The following is a 23,874-nucleotide window of genomic DNA, read 5'->3' as shown; positions in this document are numbered from 1 at the left end:
CAGAGAAAGCTGGCGATCAATCGGACCGCAGCAGCACCGCCCGCTGACCGGGAACAGCGCCAGGTCAGGCAGAAAGGGATTGCAGCGGCTCTGGCAACACCAGTCAACGGAAAATGCCAGGCCCGCAACACCTTTCCGCAAGGGATAATGGCGAACGACGAATAAAATTATCGCTTTTTCTGCCTTCGGCACTTTCTGCTGATTATTTTTCAACAGCAATAATTTTATAAATCCGGCAATAAGACCATTCTGAGTGGGTAAAATTGCTGCGTATTAATAATAAGAATGGTTATCAAAAACATTTAAAAAACGGAATTTATGCCAATAACAGAGAGAACAATTATCACTTATCTTTCATTGTGTTAATTCGCCCGAAAATGACATAAAAAGGGTCTTAAAGAGTTTTTATTTCCGCGACAGCCGTGCATAATGCGCCCAATAATACCGTTAATAAAATTCACCGCGAAAAAATATGGAGCCGCTATGCTGACCAGCGAAATGACCGCCAAACTGAACGACCAGTTAAATCTGGAATTCTTTTCCGCCAATCTGTATCTGCAAATGAGCGCCTGGTGTTCTGATAAAGGTTTTGAAGGCGCGGCTGCGTTTATGCGTGAACACTCCGCTGAAGAGATGCAGCACATGCAGCGGCTGTTTAACTACCTGAGCGATACCGGAGCCATGCCGGTGCTGGGCACCATCGCTGCGCCGCCAGTGACCTTTAATTCACTGAATGAGGTGCTGGAACAGGCCTACCATCACGAAAAACTGATCACCAGCAAAATCAATGAGCTGGCACATGCCGCGATCACCACGCAGGATTACTCCACCTTTAATTTCCTGCAATGGTATGTGGCTGAACAGCATGAAGAAGAGAAGCTGTTTAAATCCGTACTGGATAAACTGGCGCTGGTCGGCAACAGCGGTGAAGCCCTGTTCTTTGTTGATAAAGACCTGATGAAAATGAGCAGCACCAGCAATCCGCAGAGCTGATGATAAAGGGCGGTTACTGCCGCCCAACAATCCCGCATACACCCGGTAAGTAGCCAGGCTCAGGGGCTGACTCCAGTTAAATAATAAGCTACGGGCCTGATCCACTCTTATTGCGTGCTATCCAACTTTATGGGGGCGGTACAGGTAAGTCACCGGACTTTTCCCGAATTATTTAAATGGATAAATATTCAGCCTAATTTTGCAATTTCTGATAATGCAAATGCATGGTTGTAAGGATTTGGCGATGTTTTGTGGTCATCATGCCCCACAGCAACCATAAGCCCATGTGCTTTCGCTGCCCTGTCAACTCTTAGTCTGTAAGTCACTTCATCATCTGACAATTTGAAATAACCCTTTTCTTCATCTGGTTTAATATACTCCATCCAGCTATTGTCCTCGTCCTTTTTAAATCACACCTTTTTATTACTGCTGATGCTCATTTTTGCAAATGCATCACATAAATCTTCTACCATATCGACCTTTTTGGTTAAATTTGAAAATGACACCTTTTTATTACTGCTGATGCTCATTTTTGCAAATGCATCACATAAATTTTCTACCATATCAACCTTTGTAGTTAAATTAGTAGCATTCGCTTTCTTACTTTGTGATGAATGGTCGGTATTTAAAGATGCAACAGCATGTGAATGGCTTGTTTTTTCAGCTGAGATATTCATGATTTTAATTACTCCTGCAAATGTTATTGAATTCAAAGCGTATCAATTTCTCCAGACTGAATATTTCAAAAAAGAACACGCCATCACGATGCCACAGAATGAAAACTACGCTTTTCCTTATAATCTCTGTAAGGCGTCATTTCCCATCAACGATAATGGAAAAATCGCGTGGTGGCTGGCGAATAAAGACACACTAAAATCAAATGTAACGTTTCCCCAACCTCACTCAACGTTAATCTCCGGGATGTTGGCGATGGTAACAAGTAGCAAAAAGAGAAGCCTCTTACTGTTCTGATAATATTAAAAATGGTAAACACTGAAAAAAAATGACGCTTTTTCCTGTCGATAATAACCGCAAAAAACGCACTGATATTTATTATTCAGGATGGAATGCAGGGCATGGAAAAGACAGAAATAAATAAAGCTCTCAGGCGAGGAATAACACATCCCGACAGGAAGAACGATGCTGACGGCAAATGTCTGTGCGAAAAGGCAGATATCCTGTGCCATACCGGCCTGGCGATGGCCGGAATAACACCTCAGAGACTGGCCCACCAGGTGTTATTGTCGCAGCCAGTCTGGACACGGACAGCGCACAGAAACCGGAGCGTACACGAAGTACGTGAGGATTTCGCGCACTGCCCGGGTTCAAAATGGCGAGTAAACCAGCCCTGATGGGGCAGGATCTTAATCACGCAATGCCATTTTTACTGCCGCAGAGCAAGACGGTAAAATTTGCTATCCACTTTCATTACCGGGAACGCATCGGGTAACGAAGTCTGAGAGACCTCCTGAAAACCGTTCTTCTCATAGAAACGATGTGCCGCCAGAAATTTACTGGTCGTACCCAGGTAAATATCGTGCAGTTCCCGGCGTGCAGCATGTTCCAGTAAACGGCTCAGCAAGGCGCTGGCAATGCCTTTCTCCCTTCCCCGCCAGGCCTCGGCAACAAACATTTTGCGTAGCGCAGCCTGTTGATTACCGATGTCCTTCAGGCCAATACATCCCACCACCTGCTCATCCGCCACCGCCAACCAGAAATCACCGTTACCGGACTGATAAAAACCGTCAATATCGCTGAGATCCGGCTGCTGAGCCGCAGAGATAGTGATACCAAACTCCTGATTCTGGATCGGCAGGATTAATGCTACCACTCCGGACTGCCAGACTGGCTGATACCGAACCAGAGAAACCGACTGCGCTGTCATAAGGCTGACTCCTGCGGGTGATGGCGGGCAAACATCGCTGCCGCCCACCTGATAGATAATCGAATGGATGAGTGTGGCTCTGAGATATTTCACTTTAACAGCATGTTTATTCATCTGACACGCGCAGCGTTGCCTCGCTGAGGGGAAATTTAACGCCACGGCAGTGCATACGGAACAGACGGGCGAGGTGTGCCCCCATCGGCGTCAGCGTACTGTCCTTACGCTGAATCAGATAAAAGGTGGCCTTCGGCATTTTTTCCTGCAAATTCAGTGCCACCAGCTGATTACCGTGAATGGGATCGGCAATCACGTCCTGCGACAGAATACTGACAAAATCGCTCTGCGTGACCAGGCTGATACAGGCCATAAAGGTTTCACAGGTGACGCTGATTGACGGGGTCATCCCCATATCAGTGAACAGATCGTGCAGCAGCCGGTAATAGCTGCCTTTCGGTGTAGGCATCGTCCAGTCACAGTGCTGTAGCGCCGCAAGCGAGGTGACATGCGCCATCGGATGCCCCTTGCGCACCACCACGCGATATTCGCGCTCCATCAGTTTTTCATAGCTCAGTTCATTATCCAGATGGCTCTGATAATAGGTATTAATCGTGAAATCCAGTTCGCCCTGGCGCAGTTCAGGGATCATCGACACCAGTTGCCCTTCAACGATTCGCACTTTCACATTGGGGAACTGGCGATGAAACTGAGTTATCACCTGTGGCATCACCGTGCGGGCCACGCTACCGCCCACCCCAATGTTTACCGAGCCGCCCCCCAGCCCCAGCCGCTGCTGGATATCTTCCTGCGCCACCCGTAACTCTTCCAGAATCAGGCTGGCATGTTGAAAGAAGGTATCACCCATTTCCGTCAGCACCACCCCCTGCCGACGGCGGATAAACAGCCGTACGCCAAGCACCTCTTCCAGTTCCTGAATGGCTTTAGTCAGGGCGGGCTGTGACAGACGTGAGGCGCGACTGGCGGCACGAATGCTGCCATGACGAGCCACATCGACAAAGGCTCTGAGCTGGTGAAGCTTAATGGCGGCAGGCATAAATCCCCAAAACTGGTGATAACCAATGTTTATCAAAGCAAAGATATTGTCATCTTCTTCCCCCTGGAGCCAGTGTGTACAGTCGAAAAAAACAACATTTTTAATCCCGTAACGGTGAGGAAAAAAAGATGGATCAGGCTGTTGCTGACTTTGTTAAAGAAATTGCCCCGCGGCTGCAAAGCTGGCGACGCGATTTGCATAAATATGCTGAATCAGGCTGGCTGGAATTCCGTACCGCCACACTGGTGGCCGAAGAGCTGCACCGGCTCGGTTATCAGCTGCAACTGGGCAAAGAGGTAATAAACGCCGAAGCCCGCATGGGGCTGCCGTCGCCGGAGATACTGGCACTGCACGAAAAGCGTGCGCTGGAACAGGGCGCACTGCCGCAATGGCTGCCACATTTTTCCGGGGGATTTTGTGGCCTGGTTGCCACGCTGGAAACCGGCCGCCCTGGCCCGGTGATGGCGTTTCGCGTCGATATGGATGCGCTGGATGTGGTGGAGTTGCAGGCACCGGAACACCGGCCTTTTGCCGAAGGATTTGCCTCCTGCAATGAAGGCATGATGCATGCCTGCGGTCACGACGGGCATACCACGATTGGCATCGGCGTCGCGCAGGTGCTGAAGCAATTTGAATCACGCCTGTGCGGCACCATCAAACTGATTTTCCAGCCGGCGGAAGAAGGCACCAGAGGCGCAAAATCGATGGTGGCAGCGGGGGTTCTGGATGATGTGGACTTTTTTACCGCTATTCACATCGGTACCGGGGTGCCCGCCGGAGAGCTGGTTTGTGGCAGTAACAGCTTCCTCGCCACGACCAAGCTGGATGTCACCTTCCGTGGGGTAGCCTCACACGCCGGGGCGCGGCCGGAAGAGGGAAAAAACGCCCTGCTGGCCGCGGCTCAGGCGACGCTGGCCCTGCATACGCTGCCGCAGCACAGTGCAGGCAGTTCACGTATTAACGTTGGCGTACTTCAGGCGGGGACCGGCCGCAACGTGGTGGCAGACCGGGCGATGATGAAGGTGGAAACCCGTGGCGCAACCAACGAAATCAACGACCATATTTTTCAACAGGCGTTACAGGTGCTGGCCGGTGCTGCGGCGATGTACGGCGTACAGCATGAAGTGACGCTGATGGGCGCAGCCCGCAGCAGCAAACCGACACAGCCCTGGGTCAACTACATCCGTCAGCAGGCCGCTCAGGTTGCCGAACTGACCTCTCTGGTTGATACCAAAGCGCAGCCAGCCGGTTCCGAAGACGCCACCTATATGATGGAGCGGGTGAAAGAACGTGGCGGCCAGGCGTCTTATATCATCTTCGGCACCGAACTCAGTGCCGGACACCACAACGAGAAGTTCGACTTTAATGAACAGGTAATGGCGGTGGCGGTCAAAACCCTCGCGGTGCTGGCCTTTAATATCCGGCAATTTCAGGAGGCATAATGGCCGATGATTTCAGCACCTTTGTCGCCGAATATATCGACCAGCATCAGGCGCGCTTCAGCGCCCTGAGCGATGCCATCTGGGACCGACCCGAAACCCGTTTTGCCGAAACCTTTTCCGCCGGTCTGCTGGCCGACGCGCTGGAGGAAGAGGGCTTTGGCGTGGCGCGCGGCGTGGGCGACATCGCCACGGCCTTTATCGCCAGCTATGGTCAGGGCCAGCCGGTGATTGCTCTGCTGGGCGAATTTGACGCGCTGGCCGGTCTGAGCCAGAAAGCCGCCTGCGCCACTGCGGATCCACTGGTGGAGAATGGCAACGGCCACGGCTGTGGTCACAATCTGCTGGGCACCGCTGCGCTGGCGGCCGCTTTTGCGGTGAAAGCCTGGCTGGAGCAACAGCGCCTGCCCGGCACGGTCCGCTTCTACGGCTGCCCCGGAGAAGAAGGCGGTTCCGGAAAAACCTTTATGGTGCGCGAAGGGTTGTTCGACGATGTGGATGCGGCATTCACCTGGCATCCGGAAAGCTTCAGCGGGATATTCAGTACCACCACGCTTGCCAATATTCAGGCCGCCTTTCATTTCAAAGGGGTGGCGGCGCACGCTGCCAACTCACCCCATCTGGGACGCAGCGCACTGGACGCAGTGACGCTGATGAACACCGGAGCCAACTTTCTGCGGGAGCATATTGTGCCGGAGGCCCGCCTGCACTATGCAGTGACCAACAGCGGGGGCAGTTCACCAAATGTGGTGCAGGCCAACGCCGAAGTACTGTATCTGGTTCGCGCTCCGCAGCCCGAACAGACGCAGGATATCTATCAGCGGGTATGCAATATCGCTCGCGGTGCCGCGCTAATGACCGACACCACCCTGAGCATCCGTTTTGAAAAGGCCTGTTCCAGCTACCTGCCGAACCGCGCGTTGGAAAAGGTGATGTATCGCTATCTGCAAGGTTATGGCCTGCCGGATTACAGCGCCAGTGAGCGCCAGTTTGCGCAGGAAATTCGCCAGACGCTGAGCGAAGATGATCTGCGTAATGCGAAGCTGAATATCGCCCGCACCGGAGGCCAGGCCGGGAAAGCCTGGGTGGCGGGGCTGGGCGATAAGGTGTTGATGGACGAGGTGGCCCCTTATGCGCCGGTAGATGAGGTGCTGTATGGTTCCACCGACGTGGGTGATGTCAGTTGGGTGGTTCCCGTCGCCCAGTGCTTTACACCCTGTTTTGCGCTGGGTACGCCACTGCACACCTGGCAACTGGTGGCTCAGGGCCGCACCTCTGTCGCCCACAAAGGCATGTTTCTTGCAGCCAAAACGCTGGCTGCCTCAGCGCTGGCATTACTGAGTGATAGCAGTCTGCTTGCCAGCGCCCGTGAAGAATTTCGCCAGACCCGCAAAGGGCACGCCTGGCAGTGTCCGATCCCGGCCGGTGTACGTCCCTCACCGCTGGCATAAGTTCATCTGCAACACAACGAGGCCGGGCATGAACCCGGCCCGAAAATTATAAAAATTGCCAACATAACAATGACCAGAGGGTAAAACATGAGTGATTCAACGACCGCAGGGAAAAACCCAGGCAGGATTTTTAGCTGGATTGAGCGGATCGGCAACAAGGTGCCGAACCCATTTTTGCTGTTTGTCTGGTTAATAGTGGTACTGATGATCGCCACGGCATTGCTGTCGTGGCTCAATGTTGCGGTGAAAAATCCGGCCAACGGTGAGATTATCCAGGTCAAAAACCTGCTCAGTGTCGCCGGACTGCAATGGATTTTGCCCAACATCATCAAGAATTTCAGTAGTTTTACCCCGCTGGGGGCGATCCTCGCGCTGATGATTGGTGCCGGACTGGCGGAAAAAGTGGGACTGCTTCAGGCGCTGATGCACAAGATGGCTTCGTTCGTCAGCGCCCGTTATGCCAGCTATATGGTGCTGTTTATTGCTTTTTTCAGTCATATCTCTTCTGATGCCGCGCTGGTGGTCATGCCGCCACTGGGTGCGCTGATGTTTATTGCCGTGGGCCGCCATCCGGTGGCTGGACTGCTGGCCGCCATCGCGGGCGTCGGATCCGGCTTCACCGCCAATTTACTGATTGTCACCACCGATGTGCTGCTTTCCGGCATCAGTAGCGAAGCCGCCAAAGCCGTCAGCGATACGGTTCACGTCAGCGTGGTGGATAACTGGTTTTTTATGGCCAGTTCGGTCATCGTCCTGACGCTGGCTGGTGGCCTGCTGACCGACAAATTTATCGAGCCGCGTCTGCCCGCCTGGCAGGGCCATGCCAGTGATGAGAAGCTGGAAAAACTGACGCCATTGCAGAATCGGGGGCTGAAACTGAGCGGCGTGGCCGCGCTGATTTTTATCGCGCTGGTCGCCCTGCTGGTGATACCGGAGGGGGCACCGCTGCGCCATCCTCAGACCGGAGCGATTATTCCCTCGCCATTTATTCAGGGGATTGTGCCGCTGATCATTCTGTTTTTCTTTGCGATGGGCATTACCTATGGTGTGGTCACCGGGCAGATCAAACGACCCGATGATATTCCGCAGCAGCTGATTGAGCCGATGAAAAGCATGGCCGGATTTATCGTGATGGTATTTCCACTGTCGCAATTCGTGGCGTTTTTCAACTGGAGCAACATGGGTAAGTTTATGGCCGTGGGGCTGACCGATCTGTTGGAAAGTGCCGGGATGACTGGCGCACCGGCGTTTCTTGGCCTGATGTTTCTCTCGGCATTTCTTTGCATGTTTATCGCCAGCGGTTCCGCTATCTGGTCGATTCTGGCACCGATTTTTGTACCGATGTTTATGCTGCTGGGCTTCCATCCGGCCTTCGCCCAGATGATCTTTCGCATCGCCGACTCCGCCGTGCTGCCGCTGGCACCGATGTCTCCCTTTCTGCCGCTGTTTCTTGGCTTCCTGCAACGCTACCGAAAAGATGCCCAACTCGGCACCTATTACATGCTGATCATTCCCTATCCGCTGGTGTTTTTCAGCGTGTGGATACTACTGCTACTGGCCTGGTACGCGATGGGATTGCCGATTGGTCCCGGCGTCTGGCCGCAGATGCCCTGAAAAAAAAGGCGGAGTGACCTCCGCCCTGTGGCGATCAGCCGCCGTGATGCGCGGCACTGGCGGCGGCGGAGAGATCAAGACGCTGCCAGAAATTCTGTTCCGGGGTGTTGCCGGAAAGCGGATAACCCCCGGCCAGCGCGGTTGAAACCATCAGATGACGGCGCTGGGCGGCGCTCAACTGCGGCAGCGGTCCTTCCAGCAGAACTTCTGCACCTTCCGGCACCACTACCGGCGTGGCTTTCACTTTCTCCTGCGGCAGATTCCAGGTCATGCTGTAGCGATAAAAGGTTTTCATCTGTGGTGCACTATAAGGATCCGCAGCGCCCTGAGGTTTAGCGCACTCCGCCAGCGAAGTGCCACACTCTTTCTCCAGCGCGACACGCAGCTGTTGCTTCGCTTCATCAAACAACGCACGGTATTTCGCATCATTCAGATAATGAGCCACGTTACGCTGAGCCACCATCCGTGATCCCATCAGATCGATAGGATAGTGCACACCCAGCACCATGCGGGAATAAGCATAACGAGCAGCGCGGTCCACCAGCGGCACGAAACGCTCCGGCAACATCTCACCCAGCAGCAGTGCGTCAGTGTAAGCGGTGTTGGTATGCCCGCTTGGATAAGAACCTTCAGTCGCTTTGTAAGGCGCGTTGTCCTTCACCACTGCGGTGTCCGGCACAAAGTGAATGCTGTTGCCAGGGATCAGAAACGGACGCGGATTATCAAAGTGTTTTTTCGCCGCGCTGGTACTGACTTCACTGGCTTTAATCAGCGCTGCGGCTTTGCCCAACTCGCCTTTGTTATAGGCGGTAATAAATGCCTGGCCCAGTTTTGGCCCCAGTGCATCTGCAAGGAAGTAGAGGTGGTCCTGCCCTTCTGCATCAATCAATGCCTGGGTACGCTGCCCCTGGCTGGCATTAAGGTTAACCTGTTCCACCGTTTTCAGGCTGGCGGCAATGGTCGTTTTTGGCAATGCAGGAAATGCGCTGAGCAATGCGATGCCCGCCTGCTGGTTCTCTTTTTTCGCAAAGTCATAGCCACTCGCTTTCAGCCATTTAGTATCGGCCTGCCTGTCGCTCTGCTCCGCATCTTTCAGGCGCTCGCGGGTCAGCTTGTCGCTGTCACCCTGCAACGCAGCAATTAATGATTGTTGAATGGCATGGTTAAGTTCCAGAAACTGCGCGTTACTGCTGGCAGGTGTGGTGCTGTCAATGGTGGCGCGAAGGCTCTCTTCTGAAGCCGGGGAGATTTTCGCCTGGGCCAGCTGGCTGACCAGCAGAGCCGCTGCCAGCAGAGTATATCGGGTGCGCATTGCTTTTCCTTTTTAAATGGGAGGTGATAACGAATAAGAGGGCGTTAAAACACTGACGTTATGTTGAGTAAAAAAGATGACAAAAATATGGCAAATTCTGAATTGTGACTGAATAAGGAGTTTCTGAATATTATTCTGATTTTACAGGCTTTAAACCCCCGTATGACAAGGGATGACGACGCTGTTTACTCCGGCGTTTTGGCGGCTGCCGCTGGTTTGACGCGTCCTGTCCGGCATCGGTTACGCCAGCGCTCCGCTGCCGTCAGGCTAAGATTGCTGCCCCTCTGCTCAAGACCTGGCGTGTCAGGCCCTGAGCAGCGTGCGTGCTGCATTTGAGTGACTAATCCTGCCTCGCCTCTTCTGGCGCTTTTTCATCCTCTGGCGCTGAAGCCTGTTGATGTACACCAATGTAGCGCTGATAACGACTGGCCTTCAGTCTGGTCAGATCAACCATCACCAGACCATCAATACAATGGTTAAAATCAGGATCGCTACCAAAATCAATAAACTGCACGCCTCCCGCTTCACATAACTCCGAATACTGTTTGCAAAGCGGAGGTATTCCGGTGCCCAGATTATTCAGCAGGCGCTTTAAGCGTCGTAAATCTTCCTGGTAATCCTGGCCGGTAAACTGGGCCAGTACATCCGGCAGTGAGGCCGGATAAGGGCGACGGGAGACGGCCATCGGCAGCGCCGGAGAGAAGTAGAGGCGGTAAAACGCTATCAGAAGATCACGTGCCGCAAGCGGCATCCCGCCGGAGATGGATACCGGGCCAAACAGATAACGGTATTGTGGATACTTTGCCAGCCAGGCACCGATGCCCAGCCACAGATAATCCAGCCCCCGTTTTCCCCAGTATGCTGGCTGGATAAAACTGCGGCCCAGTTCGATACCCTGTTGCAGCACAGGCTCCATCTGGTCGCCATAATGAAACAGGCTGTGGCTGTAGATCCCCTCCAGCCCTTTGAGTTTCAGTTGCTCAGCCGTTGGCATAAAACGATACGCGCCAACAATATCCAGCGTCTCTTCATCCCAAAGAATCAGGTGGTAATAATCGTCATCGTAGTCATCCAGATCACGACGTCGCCCACTGCCCTCGCCCACCGCACGAAAAGCGATTTCCCGCAGTCGCCCCAGTTCACGCAACAGCGGCACAGCATCTTCGCCATTACGCCGCCAGAGATAAATCATTTTATTGTCACTGGTTTTTCCTAACACCTCACAACCCGCCAGCGCTTTTTTCAGCACCGCCCGGTCTTCCGCCCTGGCAATCGCTGGCTCAGTCTGAAACAACGCCGATTTCCCTTGAGCCATGCGATAGATATGACGGCGAAAACGTGCGGCCAGCTCTTTAGCCGACGTATGACCATCATGCCAGCTGGCATAAGGGATGCGCGCACCAATTTTCAGCTTCAACCGTGCCCCACGATTGCCGAACATCTCCCGCACCAGCAGCAGCATCGACAAAGGCCGGTAGATAAATGAAGTCAGATAGAACAACATGCTGTTGCTGCCACTCACGTGGATGGGAACCACAGATGCGCGGTAGCGGGCAGCCAGGCGAACGAAGCCATGACTCCATTTGCTGTCCTTCACCCCTTTGCCGCCCAGGCGGGAAACCTCTCCCGCCGGGAAAAAAATCAGTACGCCGTGGTGTTCAAGCTGATCCTGCATGGCTGCAAGCTGCTGGCGGTTAGTACGGTTGCCCATATTATCTACCGGCACCATCAGGCTGGTGAGTGATTGCAGACAGTTGAGCAGCCGGTTGGTGACAATTTTCACATCACGCCGCACTTGTGAAACGGCATGTAACAATGCCAGACCATCCAGGGTTCCTAACGGATGGTTAGCAACAATAACAACCGGCCCGTGTAGCGGAATCTGTTCCAGATCGCGTTCACTCAGTTCACAGCGGATATCGAGGTATTCCAGCACCTGCTCCACCATATCCAGCCCTTTAAGATGGCGGTAACGCTGATTAAATTGCTGAAATTCCTTTTCACGTAACAAAACTCTGAGAAGTCTTTTTTGCCATTGCGGTGTCTGACGCTGCGGGCAGAGATCATCTAAAACAGCTTCGATTGTAAACACAGGCATTTCTCCGGGCGTTTTGTCGCGACACTAAACAGCCCGGATGAAGATTTCATGGCAGACAGGTTACGGGATAAAGATGATTACATCTGCTGCTGATGGCATAAGTTGGCAGCAAGAGCGGGTGAACCAGCCAGAAACTGTACTCTTTCATCAACTTGCAAAGAGGCTTTTGAAGCCCGAAGACGTAAAGCCAGATTCCATTGTTCCAGCTCACGAGCATTAGTCACCAACGGATTATCTGCTGCCATACGGCCACTCATCACCAGCCACTCCGCCACTTCGGCCCAACTCCACAGCGGCGATTGCCCTTTAATCCGATGGATTGGATTGGGGAAGTCGCCTTTACCCCGCGCCCCATCTTTAAGTAGCGCAACAGCCTGGCGGGAAAGTTTTGTCAGTTCCGCAATATCACTCAGCCCGACGAGGGTGGAGTCTACAGACCCGACCATCGCCCCGATTCCGGCTTCTTCGATATTGCGGATTGCACTGGAGATTGCCGCGTTCAGTGTGACGGCTTCACGGTCGAACTCCAGATAAACCGCCGTGCCATAAAAACAGATCAATGCATCATCACAACCCGCCGCAAACAAAGCATCTTCCAGTTTTGGTGTCGATGACGTCACTCCCGACAGTACCAATGTGAAATTCCATAGCATCATATTTATCCTCCAGCCCTGGCTCACCTGTTATCAACGACAGTTGGTTTCTGTCGTTTCGTCATTTTTTCCGGCAATTCAGTTTGTCCTTACCGGCGTACACTGGCAGACCTTCCTGACAATCTGCTTTGCATGATTTAGCGGATTACCCGGCGTTGACCAGATGCTCATCATGTGCTCCTGATGACCGGGAACCCCACAGCGGAGTTTGGCAAAACAGTGTGCCGATTTTCCGGCTGCGATCAGTATCCAGCCATTATCTGTTGCGAATTCAATGGCCTGTTGTATCTGCCTGTTCTTATGCTTCCTGCTCATAATCTCTACTTTTCCTGTACATTACTCAATCTGTTGACGGGTGTCAACAAGTCAAATTTATCGCCCTTTGTTTCTGAACAATTGCCAACGGCAACATCAGATTCCCTTTCCAGCAGGAAATTACGTTAGCAGAATTGACGGGGTTGCCAGACAAAAAATCGTTGCAAGGCAAAAGGTTAGTCATTTTTTGAGTAGCGTCTTCAGAAAAATTGTACCCCCGACAATAATCAGGGAGGCGATAAGGGAGGGAGATCACGATTTAACATTTTAATGCCGCTGTCTGCACAATTTCCGTCGGTTTCAGCGTATGTTTCGTCTTTCGGGAAAGTGGGACGACGGAAATGTATAACGTTGATCTGGTATTACTGCTGCTACAACAGATGTGTGTTTTTCTGGTTATTGCCTGGTTGATGAGTAAAACCCGGCTGTTCACGCCTCTGATGCAGGTTACCGTTCGCCTGCCGCATAAGCTGCTTTGCTATATCACCTTCTCTGTTTTTTGCATTCTGGGTACTTATCTGAGCCTGCATATCGAGGGTTCACTTGCGAATACACGTGCTATTGGTGCCGTCATCGGTGGACTGCTGGGCGGGCCGGTCGTGGGCGCTCTGGTGGGATTAACAGGCGGACTGCACCGCTTTTCTCTCGGTGGCATGACAGCGGTCAGCTGCATGATTTCCACTATTGCCGAGGGACTGCTGGGTGGCCTGATGCACAGCTGGCTTATCAAAGCCGGGCGCAGCGACAAAATATTAAGTCCGCTGATCGCCGGGGTAGTGACGCTGTTGGCCGAACTGGTTCAAATGGTGATCATCCTGATGATTGCCAGACCATTTCAGGATGCACTGCATCTGGTACAAAGCATTATTGTGCCGATGACCGTGACCAACTCTCTGGGGGCTGCCATGTTTATGCGTATCCTGCTGGATAAGCGGGCTATGTTCGAAAAATACACTTCCGCTTTCTCTGCCGTTGCGCTTAAGGTTGCGGCTTCCACTGAAGGTATTCTTCGCCAGGGGTTCAATGAAGAAAACAGCCTGAAAGTGGCGCAGGTTCTCTATTCAGAGCTGAAAACAGGCGCCGTTGCCATCACCGATCGGGAAAAGTTACTGGCTTTTACCGGAACAGGTGATGATCATCACCTGCCCGGAAAAGAGATCTCATCAGCCTGTACCCTGCGCGCCATTGAGAGTGGGCAGGTTGTCTATGCCGATGGTCATGAGATCCCCTACCGCTGTTCGATTCATCCCGGTTGCGAACTGGGTTCAACGTTGGTTATCCCGTTGCGTGGTGAAAATCAGCGGGTCATCGGCACCATTAAACTGTATGAAGCCAGAAACTGTCTGTTCAGCTCCATCAATCGTACGTTGGGAGAAGGGATAGCTCAGTTACTTTCCGCACAAATTCTTGCAGGTAAATATGAGCAACAGAAAGCCCTGCTGGCACAGGCCGAAATTCAGCTGCTGCATGCCCAGGTGAATCCCCATTTTTTATTTAACGCGTTGAATACGTTACTGGCAGTGATCCGCCGCGATCGGCAGCAGGCCGGGCAGCTGGTGCAGGATCTGTCGACCTTCTTTCGTAAAAATCTTAAGCGTCCCTCGCAAATTGTTACCCTGGCCGATGAAATTGAGCATGTAAATGCCTATCTGCAAATTGAAAAAGCCCGCTTTCAGTCACTTCTTACCGTCAGGATGCAGATCCCGTGCGCACTTTCACACTACCGGCTTCCTGCTTTCAGCCTGCAACCGATTGTTGAAAATGCCATAAAACACGGCACATCGCAGCTGCCGGACAAAGGAGAAATTTTGATCGAAGCGCACCAGGAAAAGGATCGTCTGATTCTGACTATTGAAGATAATGCGGGACTTTATCAGCCAGCAAAAGAGGTATCCGGACTGGGCATGAGCCTGGTGGATAAACGTTTACGGGCACAGTTCGGAGACGCCTGTGGCATCAGTGTCCATTGCCAGCAGGACCAGTTCACCCGCATCAGCCTGCAACTGCCGCTGGAGGAAACATGCTGAGAGCCGTGATTGTTGATGACGAACCGCTGGCAAGAGAAAACCTGCGCCTGATGTTGCAGGCCGAGCAGGATATTAGCATCGTCAGCGAATGTGCAAATGCGATAGAGGCAATTGGCGCGGTTAACCGGCTGAAACCCGACGTGCTGTTTCTGGATATTCAGATGCCACGTATTAATGGTCTGGAGATGGTCAGCATGTTAGATGACGGCCATCGACCCTCGATTGTGTTTCTCACCGCATTTGAAGAGTACGCGATAAAGGCATTTGAAGAACATGCTTTCGATTACCTGTTAAAACCGGTTGCCGCAGAACGGCTGAGCAAAACCCTGGTCCGTCTGCGTCAACAGCAGCACCGTTACCCTTCTGCCCCGGTGCCAGAAAACCCGCAGCCTTTACAATTTATCCCCTGTAGCGGACAGAGTCGTATTTATCTGTTGCAGATGCAGGATGTGGCTTTTGTCAGCAGTCGCCTCAGTGGTGTCTGGGTCACCAGCAATGAAGGCAAGGAGGGATTGACCGAGCTGACATTACGCACGCTGGAAAGCCGTACGCCGCTGCTCCGCTGCCACCGGCAGTTTCTGGTCAATATGGCGCAGCTGAAGGAGATTCATTTACAGGATAATGGCCAGGCCGAATTGCAGTTACGCAGCGGCCAGACAGTGCCGGTAAGTCGCCGCTATCTTAAACCGTTGAAGAAAAGTATTGGCTTGTGAATATCAGGATGCCCTGCGACAGCCCTCTCCAGGGGCGGTCGCAGCTATGCGCAGCATTCAGCAACACCGCATCCCGCCCTTGCCGTTGCCGCCATAGCGAGCCTGCTGTCGTTCACGAAAAAACGCTTTGTAACTCATCACCGGCTGGTCCGGATGGTGGGTCTGCATATGCTGAACATAGGTGTCGTAATCAGGGATGCCGACCAGCATTCTGGCCGCCTGCACAGCATATTTACGCATGTTACCTGGATGAAATAACATAATTTTTCCTGAGTGATCGGCCCCACCGTTGTGGGGCAGAAAGAGGGCTCAGTGGCCGGAAGAAACTTTCACACCTTCTTTCGGGACGGCGACATAGGGCGTTTCTTTGTCGGTGCGCTCTGGCGATCGGCCCGCACGGATAGCAGCACGAATGCCGTAGAAAATAATGCTGTAAACCACCACCAGGAACAGAATACTCAGCGCTGCATTGGTGTAATTGTTAATCACAATGTGATTCATATTAGCAATCTGCTGAGCGCTCAGCCCGTCTCCACCCGCCAGCAGCCGCGTCTTATATTCCGACGCCATATAGAAAAAACCTTCCATCTCTGGCCTGTGGCTGAACAGCTTAACGGCCAGCGCCCAGGTGGTACAAATCAGTAACCAGCATGCCGGGATTACCGTGACCCAGATATAGCGGGTACGCTTCATTTTGATCAGGATAACCGTCACCAGCACCAGCGCAACCGCCGCCAGCATCTGATTGGAAATACCAAACAGCGGCCACAGGCTTTTTACTCCGCCCAGTGGATCAACCACACCCTGATACAGCAAATATCCCCACAATCCCACGCATCCTGCGGTGCCAACGATCCCCGCGATCAGCGAATCGGTTTTCTTCAGGAAAGGGACAAAGTTGCCCAGCAGATCCTGCAACATAAAGCGACCGGACCGCGTACCGGCATCCAGCGCGGTCAGGATAAACAACGCTTCAAACAGAATCCCGAAGTGATACCAGAACCCCATATCCGCTACCGGCAGAATTTTGTTAAACACCATCGCAATCCCCACCGCCAGCGTCGGCGCACCGCCCGCACGGTTCAGAACCGATGGCTCACCAATGTCTCTGGCGGTTTGCAGAATTTGATCGGGTGAAATAACAAACCCCCAGGCACTGACCGTTGCCGCCGCATGCGCCGTCACGTCATGCAACTGTGCCATGATTGCCGGTGCGTTGCTTCCCCCCAGTTCATGCAGATTCGGCATGGTTATCCCCAGAGCGGCTGGCGGCGTGTTCATCGCAAAATAGAGCCCCGGTTCAATAATGGCGGCCGCCACCAGCGCCATCACCGCCACAAAAGACTCCATCAGCATCGCTCCGTAGCCGATGAAGCGCGCTTCAGTTTCAAAAGCCAGTAGTTTGGGTGTCGTACCGGAGGCAATCAGCGCATGAAAACCAGAAACCGCGCCACAGGCAATGGTAATAAACAGGAACGGAAAGAGCGCGCCTTTCCATAACGGACCGCTGCCATCGATATACTGCGTTAGCGCTGGCATTTTCAGATCGGGGTTAAGCAGAACAATCCCCAGCGCCAGTCCGACAATCACACCAATTTTCAGGAAGGTCGCCAGATAATCGCGTGGTGCCAGGATCAACCAGACCGGCAGCAGGGCGGAGACAAATGCATAACCAATCAGCGTAAAGGTGATGGTGGTATCTTTGAAGGTGAGAGCCGGCCCCCAGTAAGGATCGTGCGCAATCACGCCGCCAAACCAGATGGATGCCACCAGCAGAATGATGCCAATAACCGAGACTTCCCCCACCCGACCGGGCCGGATAAAGCGCATATAAATGCCCATAAACAGCGCAATGGGAACGGTAGAACAGACGGTAAACACGCCCCAGGGACTTTCAGCCAGCGCTTTCACCACGATCAGTGCCAGTACGGCGAGGATGATAATCATAATAATAAAGCAGCCGAACAGTGCGATAGTGCCCGGCACCGGCCCCATTTCTTCTTTTACCATCTCGCCAAGCGAGGCACCGTTACGACGCGAAGAGATAAACAGCACCATAAAATCCTGTACCGCTCCGGCCACCACCACCCCGGCCAGCAGCCAGAGCACCCCGGGCAGATAGCCCATTTGCGCAGCCAGCACCGGCCCCACTAATGGCCCCGCCCCCGCAATGGCAGCAAAATGATGTCCAAACAGGACAAATTTGTTGGTTGGGACGTAATTCAGCCCGTCGTTATTGAGCACAGCCGGGGTCGCGCGCGTGGCATCCAGCCGCATCACTTTTTGTGCGATATAGAGGCTGTAATAGCGATAAGCCACCAGATAGACCGAAACCGAGGCCACGACAATCCACAATGCGCTGACGTGCTCGCCCCGGCGCAACGCAACTGTCGCCAGACAAAAGGCGCCGATAATGCCGAGAATGGCCCACGGAAGATGTTTGAGTCTTTTTTTGATCATGATGCGTCATGCCTGATGTCAGAGTGAAAGACAAACTGCAATCCTGTCCGGTCGGCAGCTAAATGAATGGTTCAGGGAAGAACTGGCCATCCGGAGCAGCAGCCATGTTGACCAATTTTTAATATTGTCGGGGAAATAAATCGCTGAGCGGTAAATCTGCGTATTAAGCGGTAGTGAGCCGCTGCCAGCGGTTCAGGTGTGAGAGATTGTGATCGAGCGCAAATTGCAGCGGAATTAAAGCAGATTTCTTTAATTATCCCTGGTTGTAATTAACGGCAAAAGCTTAAGAAAAAACGCGTATCCCCCCTGTTACTTCAGTAAGACGATGATCGAATTCTTTTTCACGAGAGAGGAATACCTTTAGTGGCAGCTTTATTGCGGTCAGTATTAACTCAGATTGCGCGTGGCGGATGAAAAACGTTGCTGACAATTTTCTATTAGAAATATTTAAGATTAAACGCATGGAAGAAAAATTATTCTTAATTAGTATCTTAAGTGGACCTGTAGTGTTTTCATTATTGGATTTGTTTTTGATACCGGCGACCTGCCGGTATCTTTTTGTCGGTGGCCCGGCCCGATCAGCAGAAAACGATCCCTCTTCTGCCATCACCGCCATTAAACGTCGCCGGCACGAAAGGGATACCGTGCCTGCTGCCTGCCTGGAGAAGGTTATTCATCAAGTTCAAGTGGCGGCAACCGGGCAAAAACGCTGAGCAGACCAGCGCTCCACAGCTGACGGATTTGTGAGAAATAGGGATGCTTATCGGTCAGATGATACTGCTGGGCTGCACTAAAACTGTTGCTGTGATACATCATCACGTCCAGCGGCAGCCCGACGGAGATATTACTGGCCAGCGTGGAGTCCATTGAGATCAGTGCACATTGCATGGCCTGATCCAATGGCGTATCGAAGCGTAGCACCCGGTCAATGATCGGCTTACCGTACTTGCTCTCACCAATCTGAAAATAGGGCGTGTCGGTGCTGGCCTCAATGAAATTACCCTGCGGATAGATCTGAAACAGCCGCGGCTCCTCACCTTTGATCTGCCCGCCAAGCATCAATGTGCCGCCAAATTCCTCACCGTCTCGTTTGATCACTTCCCGCAGCGTTTCCCCCACCAACAGCGCGACATCATACATGCTGGTACAGCTCATCAGATTGGGTTTTTCAGCATCTTCGCAGCTTCGTCGCAGCAGACTGAGGGCGCTTTGGGTGGTCGCCAGGTTGCCTGCGCTTTGTAGCACCAGTGTGCGCTCATCATCCTGCTGAAAAACATGCAGTTTGCGGAATGACGAGATATGGTCAACCCCCGCGTTGGTACGGGAGTCAGAAACAAAAATCATCCCTGACGATAAACGCATTGCCACACAGTAAGTCATAGTTAGCCCGGTTAAATTAAGTGCCTGTTCTGCCAGGCGGTGTTATCTGCCATTCTGCTGAGCGGCAACGCTGCCCATCCGGGATACTGCCCGCAGAGCCGGTGGTGATGCGCTGTCGGTATTCAGACAGGCGGCAACAACACACGCCTGGCTGAAAGCTCTTACTGTTGCGAATTAATCAGTTGTACCGCCGCCACGGCCAGCATATCTTCACTTCCGCCCCCCAGACGTACCCCTCTGACCGGGCAGGCATCCATGTAATCGACGCCGACGGCCAGTTTCAGATGCTGTCGGGTGCTGCGCGTATTATTGGTAATATCAAAACTGTGCCAGCTGCCATCCACCCAGGCTTCAACCCAGGCATGGGTTGCCACATGTTCAACGGCATCAGTATAAAGATATCCACTGACATAGCGAGCCGGGATATTCAGGCTGCGGCAACAGGCGAGAAACACGTGGCTGTGATCCTGACAAACCCCGGTGCCAGCGGCAAACACTTTTGCCGCCGTATCCGTGACCATCGTACTGCCCGGCTGCCAGGGCATTTTGAGCAACAGTTCCCCCATTAAGCGCTCAAGACTGGCCAGCGGCGCTTCTGCACGATAGTAACGCTGAGCAAACTCACGAATCGCCTGGTCGGGCTGAGTCAACCGGGTGACACGCAAAAATACCAGCGGCGATATCGCGTTGTCCGGGTCCGGTGCGCTATCGCCCTCATCGAGGATCTCCACCACGCCACGCGCCTCAATTTCGATAGACTGGTGCGGCGTATCCAGCGTCAGGACGTGCAGGACGTTACCCCAGGTATCGGTGGTGCAGACGGCCTGAGCGGGCAGCAGCAAATCCCACGACAGAATCTGCTGATGAACGGAGTTTTGCGGCGTCAGGCGCAGATACTGGGTACTTTGTTTCACCAGATTCTGATAGCTGAAGCAGGTCTTATGAGCAATATCCAGTTTCATTTGGCCTCCAGATAAGTCTGTTGAATACTGCCGGCAATCTGATTCAGACTGGCAAGGAAATTCTGTAGCCAGTGATGCAGGCCTTCGCTGACCAGCCTGTCGTAACTGTTAAACCGTAGTTCCGCATGCAGAACAGTGACCAGTAAACGAGGCTGGTTTTCACCACTTCCGCCAATCAGATCAAGTTGATTGTCGATCTCTTCAAGGCAGGATCGCAGCGATCGCGGGCTTTCTTCACGCAGGATAAGCATTTCGTTGACGCTGTCGCTGGCCAGCTCCTGTCGGTAAATGGTGTGGTAGGCTTCGCGGGCAGACACCGAGCGCAGCAGGGTGTCGAGGCGGTAATACTCCCGCACGGAATCGTCATCCTGCTCGCTGAGATAGCGCGTCACATCCAGTAATCTTGCGGTACAGTCCGCTCTCTCCAGCAGCGTGCCAAGACGAATAAAACTCATGGCGTCACCAGGCATTAATGTGCCGAACATCGCGCCACGAAACAGGTGCGAACGCTCCTTCACCCAGTCAAAAAAAGCATCAGCGCCGCTGCTGTTAACGCCTTTTCGCCGTAGTTTACGCAGTTCGATCCAGCTGGAATTAATGCTTTCCCACACCTCCGAAGAGAGGCTGCCCCGCACCGCATGGGCATTGTTCCAGGCCGATTCCCAACAGCAAAAAATACTGCCGGGATTACGGTCATCGAGCACAAAAAAAGAGAACAGCTGAGGCATCGCCAGCCGGTCATTCAGCTTCCAGAACAGCTCGGTCGTCGAGGTCAGATTGAGCGGCACCCGCAGTTCTTCATCTGAACGGCTGCGCACCTGCATCAGCGACAGCCGGTTGGTGACATCAAGCACCCTGGCGATATTCTCAGCGCGCTCCAGATAGCGCGCCATCCAGTACAGGCCACTGGCCGTGCGACTTAACATGCGTCATCCTCCAGTACCCAGGTATCCTTGGTGCCACCGCCCTGCGACGAGTTCACCACCAGTGAACCTTCGGTCAGTGCCACGCGGGTCAGCCCCCCTGGCACCAGGCGAATTTCCGCGCCGCTCAGTGCAAAAGGACGCAGATCGATATGGCGGGGAGCCAGCCCCTGGTCAACAAACGTCGGACAGGTGGAGAGCGCCAGCGTATTCTGCGCAATATAATTTTGTGGTCTGGCAAGCAGCAGATTACGGAAGGTTTCCAGCTCTTTCTGGCTGGCAACCGGCCCGATTAACATGCCATATCCGCCAGCGCCGTGTACCTCTTTCACCACCAGCTTTGGCAGGTTAGCCAGTACCCAGGAAAGTTCGTCAGGGCGACGACATTGCCAGGTGGGAACATTATTCAGGATGGGGTCTTCATCGAGATAAAACTTAATCATGTCGGGCACATAAGGATAAATCGATTTATCGTCCGCCACCCCGGTGCCGATAGCGTTAGCCAGCACCACATTTCCGGCGCGATAAACCGACAGCAGCCCCGGCACGCCCAGCATCGAATCCGCACGGAATGCGAGCGGGTCGAGGAATGCATCATCCACCCGCCGGTAAATCACATCCACTTTGCAAGGCCCGGCAGTGGTACGCATCATTACTGCCCCGCCCTTCACAAACAGATCGGCACTCTCTACCAGCTCCACGCCCATCTGCTGTGCCAGGAAGCTGTGCTCAAAGTAAGCACTGTTAAAACGCCCCGGCGTCAGTACCACCACCACCGGATCGTTCACCGGCGAACTCTCACGCAGGGTCTGCAACAGGTGCGAAGGATAACGCTCCACCGGCGCGATGCGCTGCTGCACGAACAGCTCCGGATAAAGCCGCATCATCATTTTGCGGTTTTCCAGCATATAAGAAACGCCGGATGGCGTGCGCAGATTGTCCTCCAGCACGTAATACTCACCGTCGCTGTTGCGCACCATGTCCACCCCACAGATATGGGCATAGATATCACGATGCAGATTCAGTCCCTGCATACAGGGCTGATACTGATCGTTGACCAGCACCTGCTCCGCCGGGATGATATTTGCCTTCAGAATATGCTGCTGGTGATAGATGTCGTAGAGGAATGCATTCAGCGCCTGTACCCGCTGGCGGATACCTTTGTCCAGTCGTGACCATTCACTGGCCGGGATAATGCGCGGCACGCTGTCGAATGGGATCAAACGTTCCGCCCCGCCGTCCTGCCCATAGACGTTAAAAGTGATGCCGACACGGTGAAAGAGCAGTTCAGCCTCTTCACGTTTGCGGGCGATAGCCTGCTGGTCCGCCTGTTTCAGCCAGTGCCAGTAATCGCGATAGTGTGGACGATGCTGGCCTTCGCTCAGCAGCATTTCATCATAAAATTGTGACGCTGATTGATAGCCTGAATTCATGATTTCCCTTCTGATGTCGATGGACGCGAATAGATTTTGCACAAAGCGTGCCAGCACGTACTCAGCGTCAGAAGTGGCGTTACGCAGCCGCGGTACGGCAAGCCCTGTCGCCGTCATCAGCGGCAACAGGGTGCCCTGTGGAGAGGTGATAAGCATCCCGCACCATCGCGGTGCAAAAGGCGTTATGGCTGTTGCAATTGATGCCAGATCTCCGTCACCGCGCCTTCTCCGCCGGTAATCGGGTCATGCTTTGGCATTGGCACGCGGGCAATCTGCGCAACCGACTGCGCCAGCCATTCCTGTTCATCGCGACGGGTTTCCGGCTGTACGCCACGCAGGTAAGCTCCCACCGCAAAGAAATCATCGCTGGAAGCCAGCTGCTGATGCCCTACGCCCGCCGGGATCAATACCGCATCGCCGACATGAAGAGTGACAGCCCGGCCGGTTTCACCACCAAACAGAATCTGCGCCCATCCCGCCGCAATCCCCAACAGCTCGTGCGCGTTAGGATGGTAATGGGTATAAGGATAGACCGGATAACGCCAGCGTGGCAGCCACTGATGGTGGGCAAACAGATCTTCAAAATAGCTGGGGATGTCCTCTTCGCCTTCCGGCACCACCTGCGGATAGATAATCAGCGGCAGTGGGTTATTCGGTACGCCATTGGCGGGCTGAAAGGTCATATATTGTGGATTGTTTGACGCCCCCGCAGAAAATGTGCCGGCAGCGAAAGACATCATGGTGAGCAAACTACCAGCATAGGACAACATACGGCGTCTCCTGTTGACTGTGGCAGACGTGAAAACAGTTTGTTAATCAAGTGTGGCACTTACGCAAAAACTTGCAATCACCAGGCCCGGCTTTTGATCACATAACGCATTAATTTTACGAAGCTTAAGTCAAATTCACCGCTGCGCTGTACAGCTCAGAAGTATGACGTCGCCGTTGGCGGGATAAGCGTCAATTTTCATCGGAAATAGGCGCTGAAAAAGTCCGGTGGGAAGGAGTCCCACCGGGAGAGCCAAACAATGCCTGGCTTAAGGGCCCTGACAGGTTTCAGATAAACGGCCAGCAATCGATTAAACACGGTTACCCGGATGATGAGCGTAAAAATGGCCGTTCTCCGGTTGAGGTTCGGCACACCGCGCAGTCGCCGTTCACTGGC

The 23,874-nt window shown here is 53.3% G+C and carries 22 protein-coding genes; 7 read left to right on the top strand and 15 right to left on the bottom strand.

Going from position 1 to position 23,874, the window contains the following annotated elements; translation table 11 throughout:
• Positions 1-483: 483 nt before the first annotated feature.
• Positions 484-993 carry a non-heme ferritin gene (gene ftnA / locus BG55_RS09975; protein WP_034937048.1) on the top strand — a complete coding sequence of 170 codons (510 nt, stop codon included), beginning with the start codon at positions 484-486 and terminating at the stop codon, positions 991-993.
• Between the two features lie 188 nt (positions 994-1,181).
• Here ftnA and BG55_RS09970 read toward each other — a convergent pair whose 3' ends face one another.
• Together BG55_RS09970 and BG55_RS22830 are read right to left on the bottom strand one after the other, a co-directional pair.
• Positions 1,182-1,376 carry a hypothetical protein gene (locus BG55_RS09970; RefSeq protein WP_034937047.1) on the bottom strand — a complete coding sequence of 65 codons (195 nt, stop codon included), beginning with the start codon at positions 1,374-1,376 and terminating at the stop codon, positions 1,182-1,184.
• A 27-nt stretch (positions 1,377-1,403) separates the two neighbouring features.
• Entirely contained in the window at positions 1,404-1,670 is a 267-nt protein-coding gene (locus tag BG55_RS22830; protein ID WP_034937044.1) for a hypothetical protein, read from the bottom strand.
• Between BG55_RS22830 and BG55_RS22825 the strand changes: the two genes are divergently transcribed.
• Entirely contained in the window at positions 1,669-1,965 is a 297-nt protein-coding gene (locus BG55_RS22825) for a DUF943 family protein (RefSeq protein WP_034937043.1), read from the top strand. The genes BG55_RS22830 and BG55_RS22825 overlap by 2 nt on opposite strands.
• Before the next feature lie 412 nt (positions 1,966-2,377).
• Here BG55_RS22825 and BG55_RS09950 read toward each other — a convergent pair whose 3' ends face one another.
• Together BG55_RS09950 and BG55_RS09945 are read right to left on the bottom strand one after the other, a co-directional pair.
• Positions 2,378-2,878 (bottom strand): GNAT family N-acetyltransferase, encoded by a 501-nt coding sequence (locus tag BG55_RS09950; RefSeq protein WP_034937040.1) that lies wholly within the window; start codon positions 2,876-2,878, stop codon positions 2,378-2,380.
• Between the two features lie 106 nt (positions 2,879-2,984).
• Positions 2,985-3,929 (bottom strand): LysR family transcriptional regulator, encoded by a 945-nt coding sequence (locus tag BG55_RS09945; RefSeq protein WP_034937397.1) that lies wholly within the window; start codon positions 3,927-3,929, stop codon positions 2,985-2,987.
• Positions 3,930-4,057: 128 nt separating this feature from the next.
• Between BG55_RS09945 and BG55_RS09940 the strand changes: the two genes are divergently transcribed.
• The 3 genes from BG55_RS09940 to abgT all read left to right on the top strand — a co-directional run bounded on the left by BG55_RS09940 (position 4,058) and on the right by abgT (position 8,433).
• Positions 4,058-5,371, top strand: a complete 1,314-nt coding sequence (locus BG55_RS09940) for a M20 family metallo-hydrolase (protein WP_034937038.1) — start codon at positions 4,058-4,060, stop codon at positions 5,369-5,371.
• Positions 5,371-6,819: a M20 family metallopeptidase gene (locus BG55_RS09935; protein ID WP_034937037.1), complete on the top strand. Its 1,449-nt coding sequence runs from the start codon at positions 5,371-5,373 to the stop codon at positions 6,817-6,819. Before BG55_RS09940 ends, BG55_RS09935 begins: the two co-directional genes overlap by 1 nt.
• An 87-nt stretch (positions 6,820-6,906) precedes the next feature.
• Entirely contained in the window at positions 6,907-8,433 is a 1,527-nt protein-coding gene (gene abgT, locus BG55_RS09930; RefSeq protein WP_034937035.1) for a p-aminobenzoyl-glutamate transporter, read from the top strand.
• Positions 8,434-8,467: 34 nt separating this feature from the next.
• On the opposite strand, the gene BG55_RS09925 is transcribed toward abgT, so the two are convergent.
• The 3 genes from BG55_RS09925 to BG55_RS09915 form a co-directional block, all read right to left on the bottom strand.
• A complete protein-coding gene (locus BG55_RS09925; protein ID WP_034937034.1) occupies positions 8,468-9,745 on the bottom strand; it encodes an acid phosphatase in 1,278 nt (425 codons plus the stop codon).
• Between the two features lie 340 nt (positions 9,746-10,085).
• Complete coding sequence (gene olsF / locus BG55_RS09920) at positions 10,086-11,837, bottom strand: bifunctional ornithine lipid synthase OlsF (RefSeq protein WP_034937396.1); 1,752 nt, start codon at positions 11,835-11,837, stop codon at positions 10,086-10,088.
• Positions 11,838-11,920: 83 nt separating this feature from the next.
• On the bottom strand, positions 11,921-12,499 hold the full coding sequence (locus BG55_RS09915; RefSeq protein WP_034937032.1) for a helix-turn-helix transcriptional regulator: 579 nt from the start codon (positions 12,497-12,499) through the stop codon (positions 11,921-11,923).
• A 653-nt stretch (positions 12,500-13,152) separates the two neighbouring features.
• Here BG55_RS09915 and BG55_RS09905 point away from each other — a divergent pair.
• Both BG55_RS09905 and btsR read left to right on the top strand, forming a co-directional pair.
• A complete protein-coding gene (locus tag BG55_RS09905) occupies positions 13,153-14,838 on the top strand; it encodes a sensor histidine kinase (RefSeq protein WP_034937027.1) in 1,686 nt (561 codons plus the stop codon).
• Complete coding sequence (gene btsR / locus BG55_RS09900; RefSeq protein WP_034937025.1) at positions 14,832-15,551, top strand: two-component system response regulator BtsR; 720 nt, start codon at positions 14,832-14,834, stop codon at positions 15,549-15,551. Before BG55_RS09905 ends, btsR begins: the two co-directional genes overlap by 7 nt.
• 57 nt (positions 15,552-15,608) lie before the next feature.
• On the opposite strand, the gene BG55_RS09895 is transcribed toward btsR, so the two are convergent.
• The 8 genes from BG55_RS09895 to BG55_RS09860 all read right to left on the bottom strand — a co-directional run bounded on the left by BG55_RS09895 (position 15,609) and on the right by BG55_RS09860 (position 23,479).
• Positions 15,609-15,812, bottom strand: a complete 204-nt coding sequence (locus BG55_RS09895) for a YbdD/YjiX family protein (RefSeq protein WP_034937023.1) — start codon at positions 15,810-15,812, stop codon at positions 15,609-15,611.
• A 48-nt stretch (positions 15,813-15,860) separates the two neighbouring features.
• A complete protein-coding gene (locus tag BG55_RS09890) occupies positions 15,861-18,011 on the bottom strand; it encodes a carbon starvation CstA family protein (protein WP_034937021.1) in 2,151 nt (716 codons plus the stop codon).
• A 283-nt stretch (positions 18,012-18,294) separates the two neighbouring features.
• Entirely contained in the window at positions 18,295-18,627 is a 333-nt protein-coding gene (locus BG55_RS09885; protein WP_034937018.1) for a hypothetical protein, read from the bottom strand.
• A 53-nt stretch (positions 18,628-18,680) separates the two neighbouring features.
• Positions 18,681-19,391, bottom strand: coding sequence for a proteasome-type protease (locus tag BG55_RS09880; RefSeq protein ID WP_034937017.1), 711 nt, complete (start codon positions 19,389-19,391; stop codon positions 18,681-18,683).
• A gap of 161 nt (positions 19,392-19,552) precedes the next feature.
• On the bottom strand, positions 19,553-20,353 hold the full coding sequence (locus BG55_RS09875) for a transglutaminase family protein (RefSeq protein ID WP_034937014.1): 801 nt from the start codon (positions 20,351-20,353) through the stop codon (positions 19,553-19,555).
• On the bottom strand, positions 20,350-21,279 hold the full coding sequence (locus BG55_RS09870; RefSeq protein ID WP_034937012.1) for an alpha-E domain-containing protein: 930 nt from the start codon (positions 21,277-21,279) through the stop codon (positions 20,350-20,352). The genes BG55_RS09875 and BG55_RS09870 overlap by 4 nt, the downstream gene beginning before the upstream one ends.
• Entirely contained in the window at positions 21,273-22,709 is a 1,437-nt protein-coding gene (locus tag BG55_RS09865; RefSeq protein ID WP_034937394.1) for a circularly permuted type 2 ATP-grasp protein, read from the bottom strand. Before BG55_RS09865 ends, BG55_RS09870 begins: the two co-directional genes overlap by 7 nt.
• A 182-nt stretch (positions 22,710-22,891) precedes the next feature.
• Positions 22,892-23,479 (bottom strand): cupin domain-containing protein, encoded by a 588-nt coding sequence (locus tag BG55_RS09860; protein WP_034937010.1) that lies wholly within the window; start codon positions 23,477-23,479, stop codon positions 22,892-22,894.
• Between the last annotated feature and the right edge of the window lie 395 nt (positions 23,480-23,874).

Source organism: Erwinia mallotivora, from assembly GCF_000590885.1.
GTDB classification, from domain to species: domain Bacteria; phylum Pseudomonadota; class Gammaproteobacteria; order Enterobacterales; family Enterobacteriaceae; genus Erwinia; species Erwinia mallotivora.
The sequence above is the reverse complement of the archived record's forward strand: the minus strand, read 5'-3'. Positions and strand labels throughout refer to the sequence as shown.

Excerpts from the sequence above, each read along its gene's own strand:
- ftnA (WP_034937048.1), top strand. The coding sequence starts at position 484 with ATGCTGACCAGCGAAATGACCGCCAAACTGAACGACCAGTTAAATCTG.
- BG55_RS09970 (WP_034937047.1), bottom strand. The coding sequence starts at position 1,376 with ATGGAGTATATTAAACCAGATGAAGAAAAGGGTTATTTCAAATTGTCA.
- BG55_RS22825 (WP_034937043.1), top strand. The coding sequence starts at position 1,669 with ATGATTTTAATTACTCCTGCAAATGTTATTGAATTCAAAGCGTATCAA.
- BG55_RS22830 (WP_034937044.1), bottom strand. The coding sequence starts at position 1,670 with ATGAATATCTCAGCTGAAAAAACAAGCCATTCACATGCTGTTGCATCT.
- BG55_RS09950 (WP_034937040.1), bottom strand. The coding sequence starts at position 2,878 with ATGACAGCGCAGTCGGTTTCTCTGGTTCGGTATCAGCCAGTCTGGCAG.
- BG55_RS09945 (WP_034937397.1), bottom strand. The coding sequence starts at position 3,929 with ATGCCTGCCGCCATTAAGCTTCACCAGCTCAGAGCCTTTGTCGATGTG.
- BG55_RS09940 (WP_034937038.1), top strand. The coding sequence starts at position 4,058 with ATGGATCAGGCTGTTGCTGACTTTGTTAAAGAAATTGCCCCGCGGCTG.
- BG55_RS09935 (WP_034937037.1), top strand. The coding sequence starts at position 5,371 with ATGGCCGATGATTTCAGCACCTTTGTCGCCGAATATATCGACCAGCAT.
- abgT (WP_034937035.1), top strand. The coding sequence starts at position 6,907 with ATGAGTGATTCAACGACCGCAGGGAAAAACCCAGGCAGGATTTTTAGC.
- BG55_RS09925 (WP_034937034.1), bottom strand. The coding sequence starts at position 9,745 with ATGCGCACCCGATATACTCTGCTGGCAGCGGCTCTGCTGGTCAGCCAG.
- BG55_RS09915 (WP_034937032.1), bottom strand. The coding sequence starts at position 12,499 with ATGATGCTATGGAATTTCACATTGGTACTGTCGGGAGTGACGTCATCG.
- BG55_RS09905 (WP_034937027.1), top strand. The coding sequence starts at position 13,153 with ATGTATAACGTTGATCTGGTATTACTGCTGCTACAACAGATGTGTGTT.
- btsR (WP_034937025.1), top strand. The coding sequence starts at position 14,832 with ATGCTGAGAGCCGTGATTGTTGATGACGAACCGCTGGCAAGAGAAAAC.
- BG55_RS09895 (WP_034937023.1), bottom strand. The coding sequence starts at position 15,812 with ATGTTATTTCATCCAGGTAACATGCGTAAATATGCTGTGCAGGCGGCC.
- BG55_RS09890 (WP_034937021.1), bottom strand. The coding sequence starts at position 18,011 with ATGATCAAAAAAAGACTCAAACATCTTCCGTGGGCCATTCTCGGCATT.
- BG55_RS09885 (WP_034937018.1), bottom strand. The coding sequence starts at position 18,627 with ATGGCGGTGATGGCAGAAGAGGGATCGTTTTCTGCTGATCGGGCCGGG.
- BG55_RS09880 (WP_034937017.1), bottom strand. The coding sequence starts at position 19,391 with ATGACTTACTGTGTGGCAATGCGTTTATCGTCAGGGATGATTTTTGTT.
- BG55_RS09875 (WP_034937014.1), bottom strand. The coding sequence starts at position 20,353 with ATGAAACTGGATATTGCTCATAAGACCTGCTTCAGCTATCAGAATCTG.
- BG55_RS09870 (WP_034937012.1), bottom strand. The coding sequence starts at position 21,279 with ATGTTAAGTCGCACGGCCAGTGGCCTGTACTGGATGGCGCGCTATCTG.
- BG55_RS09865 (WP_034937394.1), bottom strand. The coding sequence starts at position 22,709 with ATGAATTCAGGCTATCAATCAGCGTCACAATTTTATGATGAAATGCTG.
- BG55_RS09860 (WP_034937010.1), bottom strand. The coding sequence starts at position 23,479 with ATGTTGTCCTATGCTGGTAGTTTGCTCACCATGATGTCTTTCGCTGCC.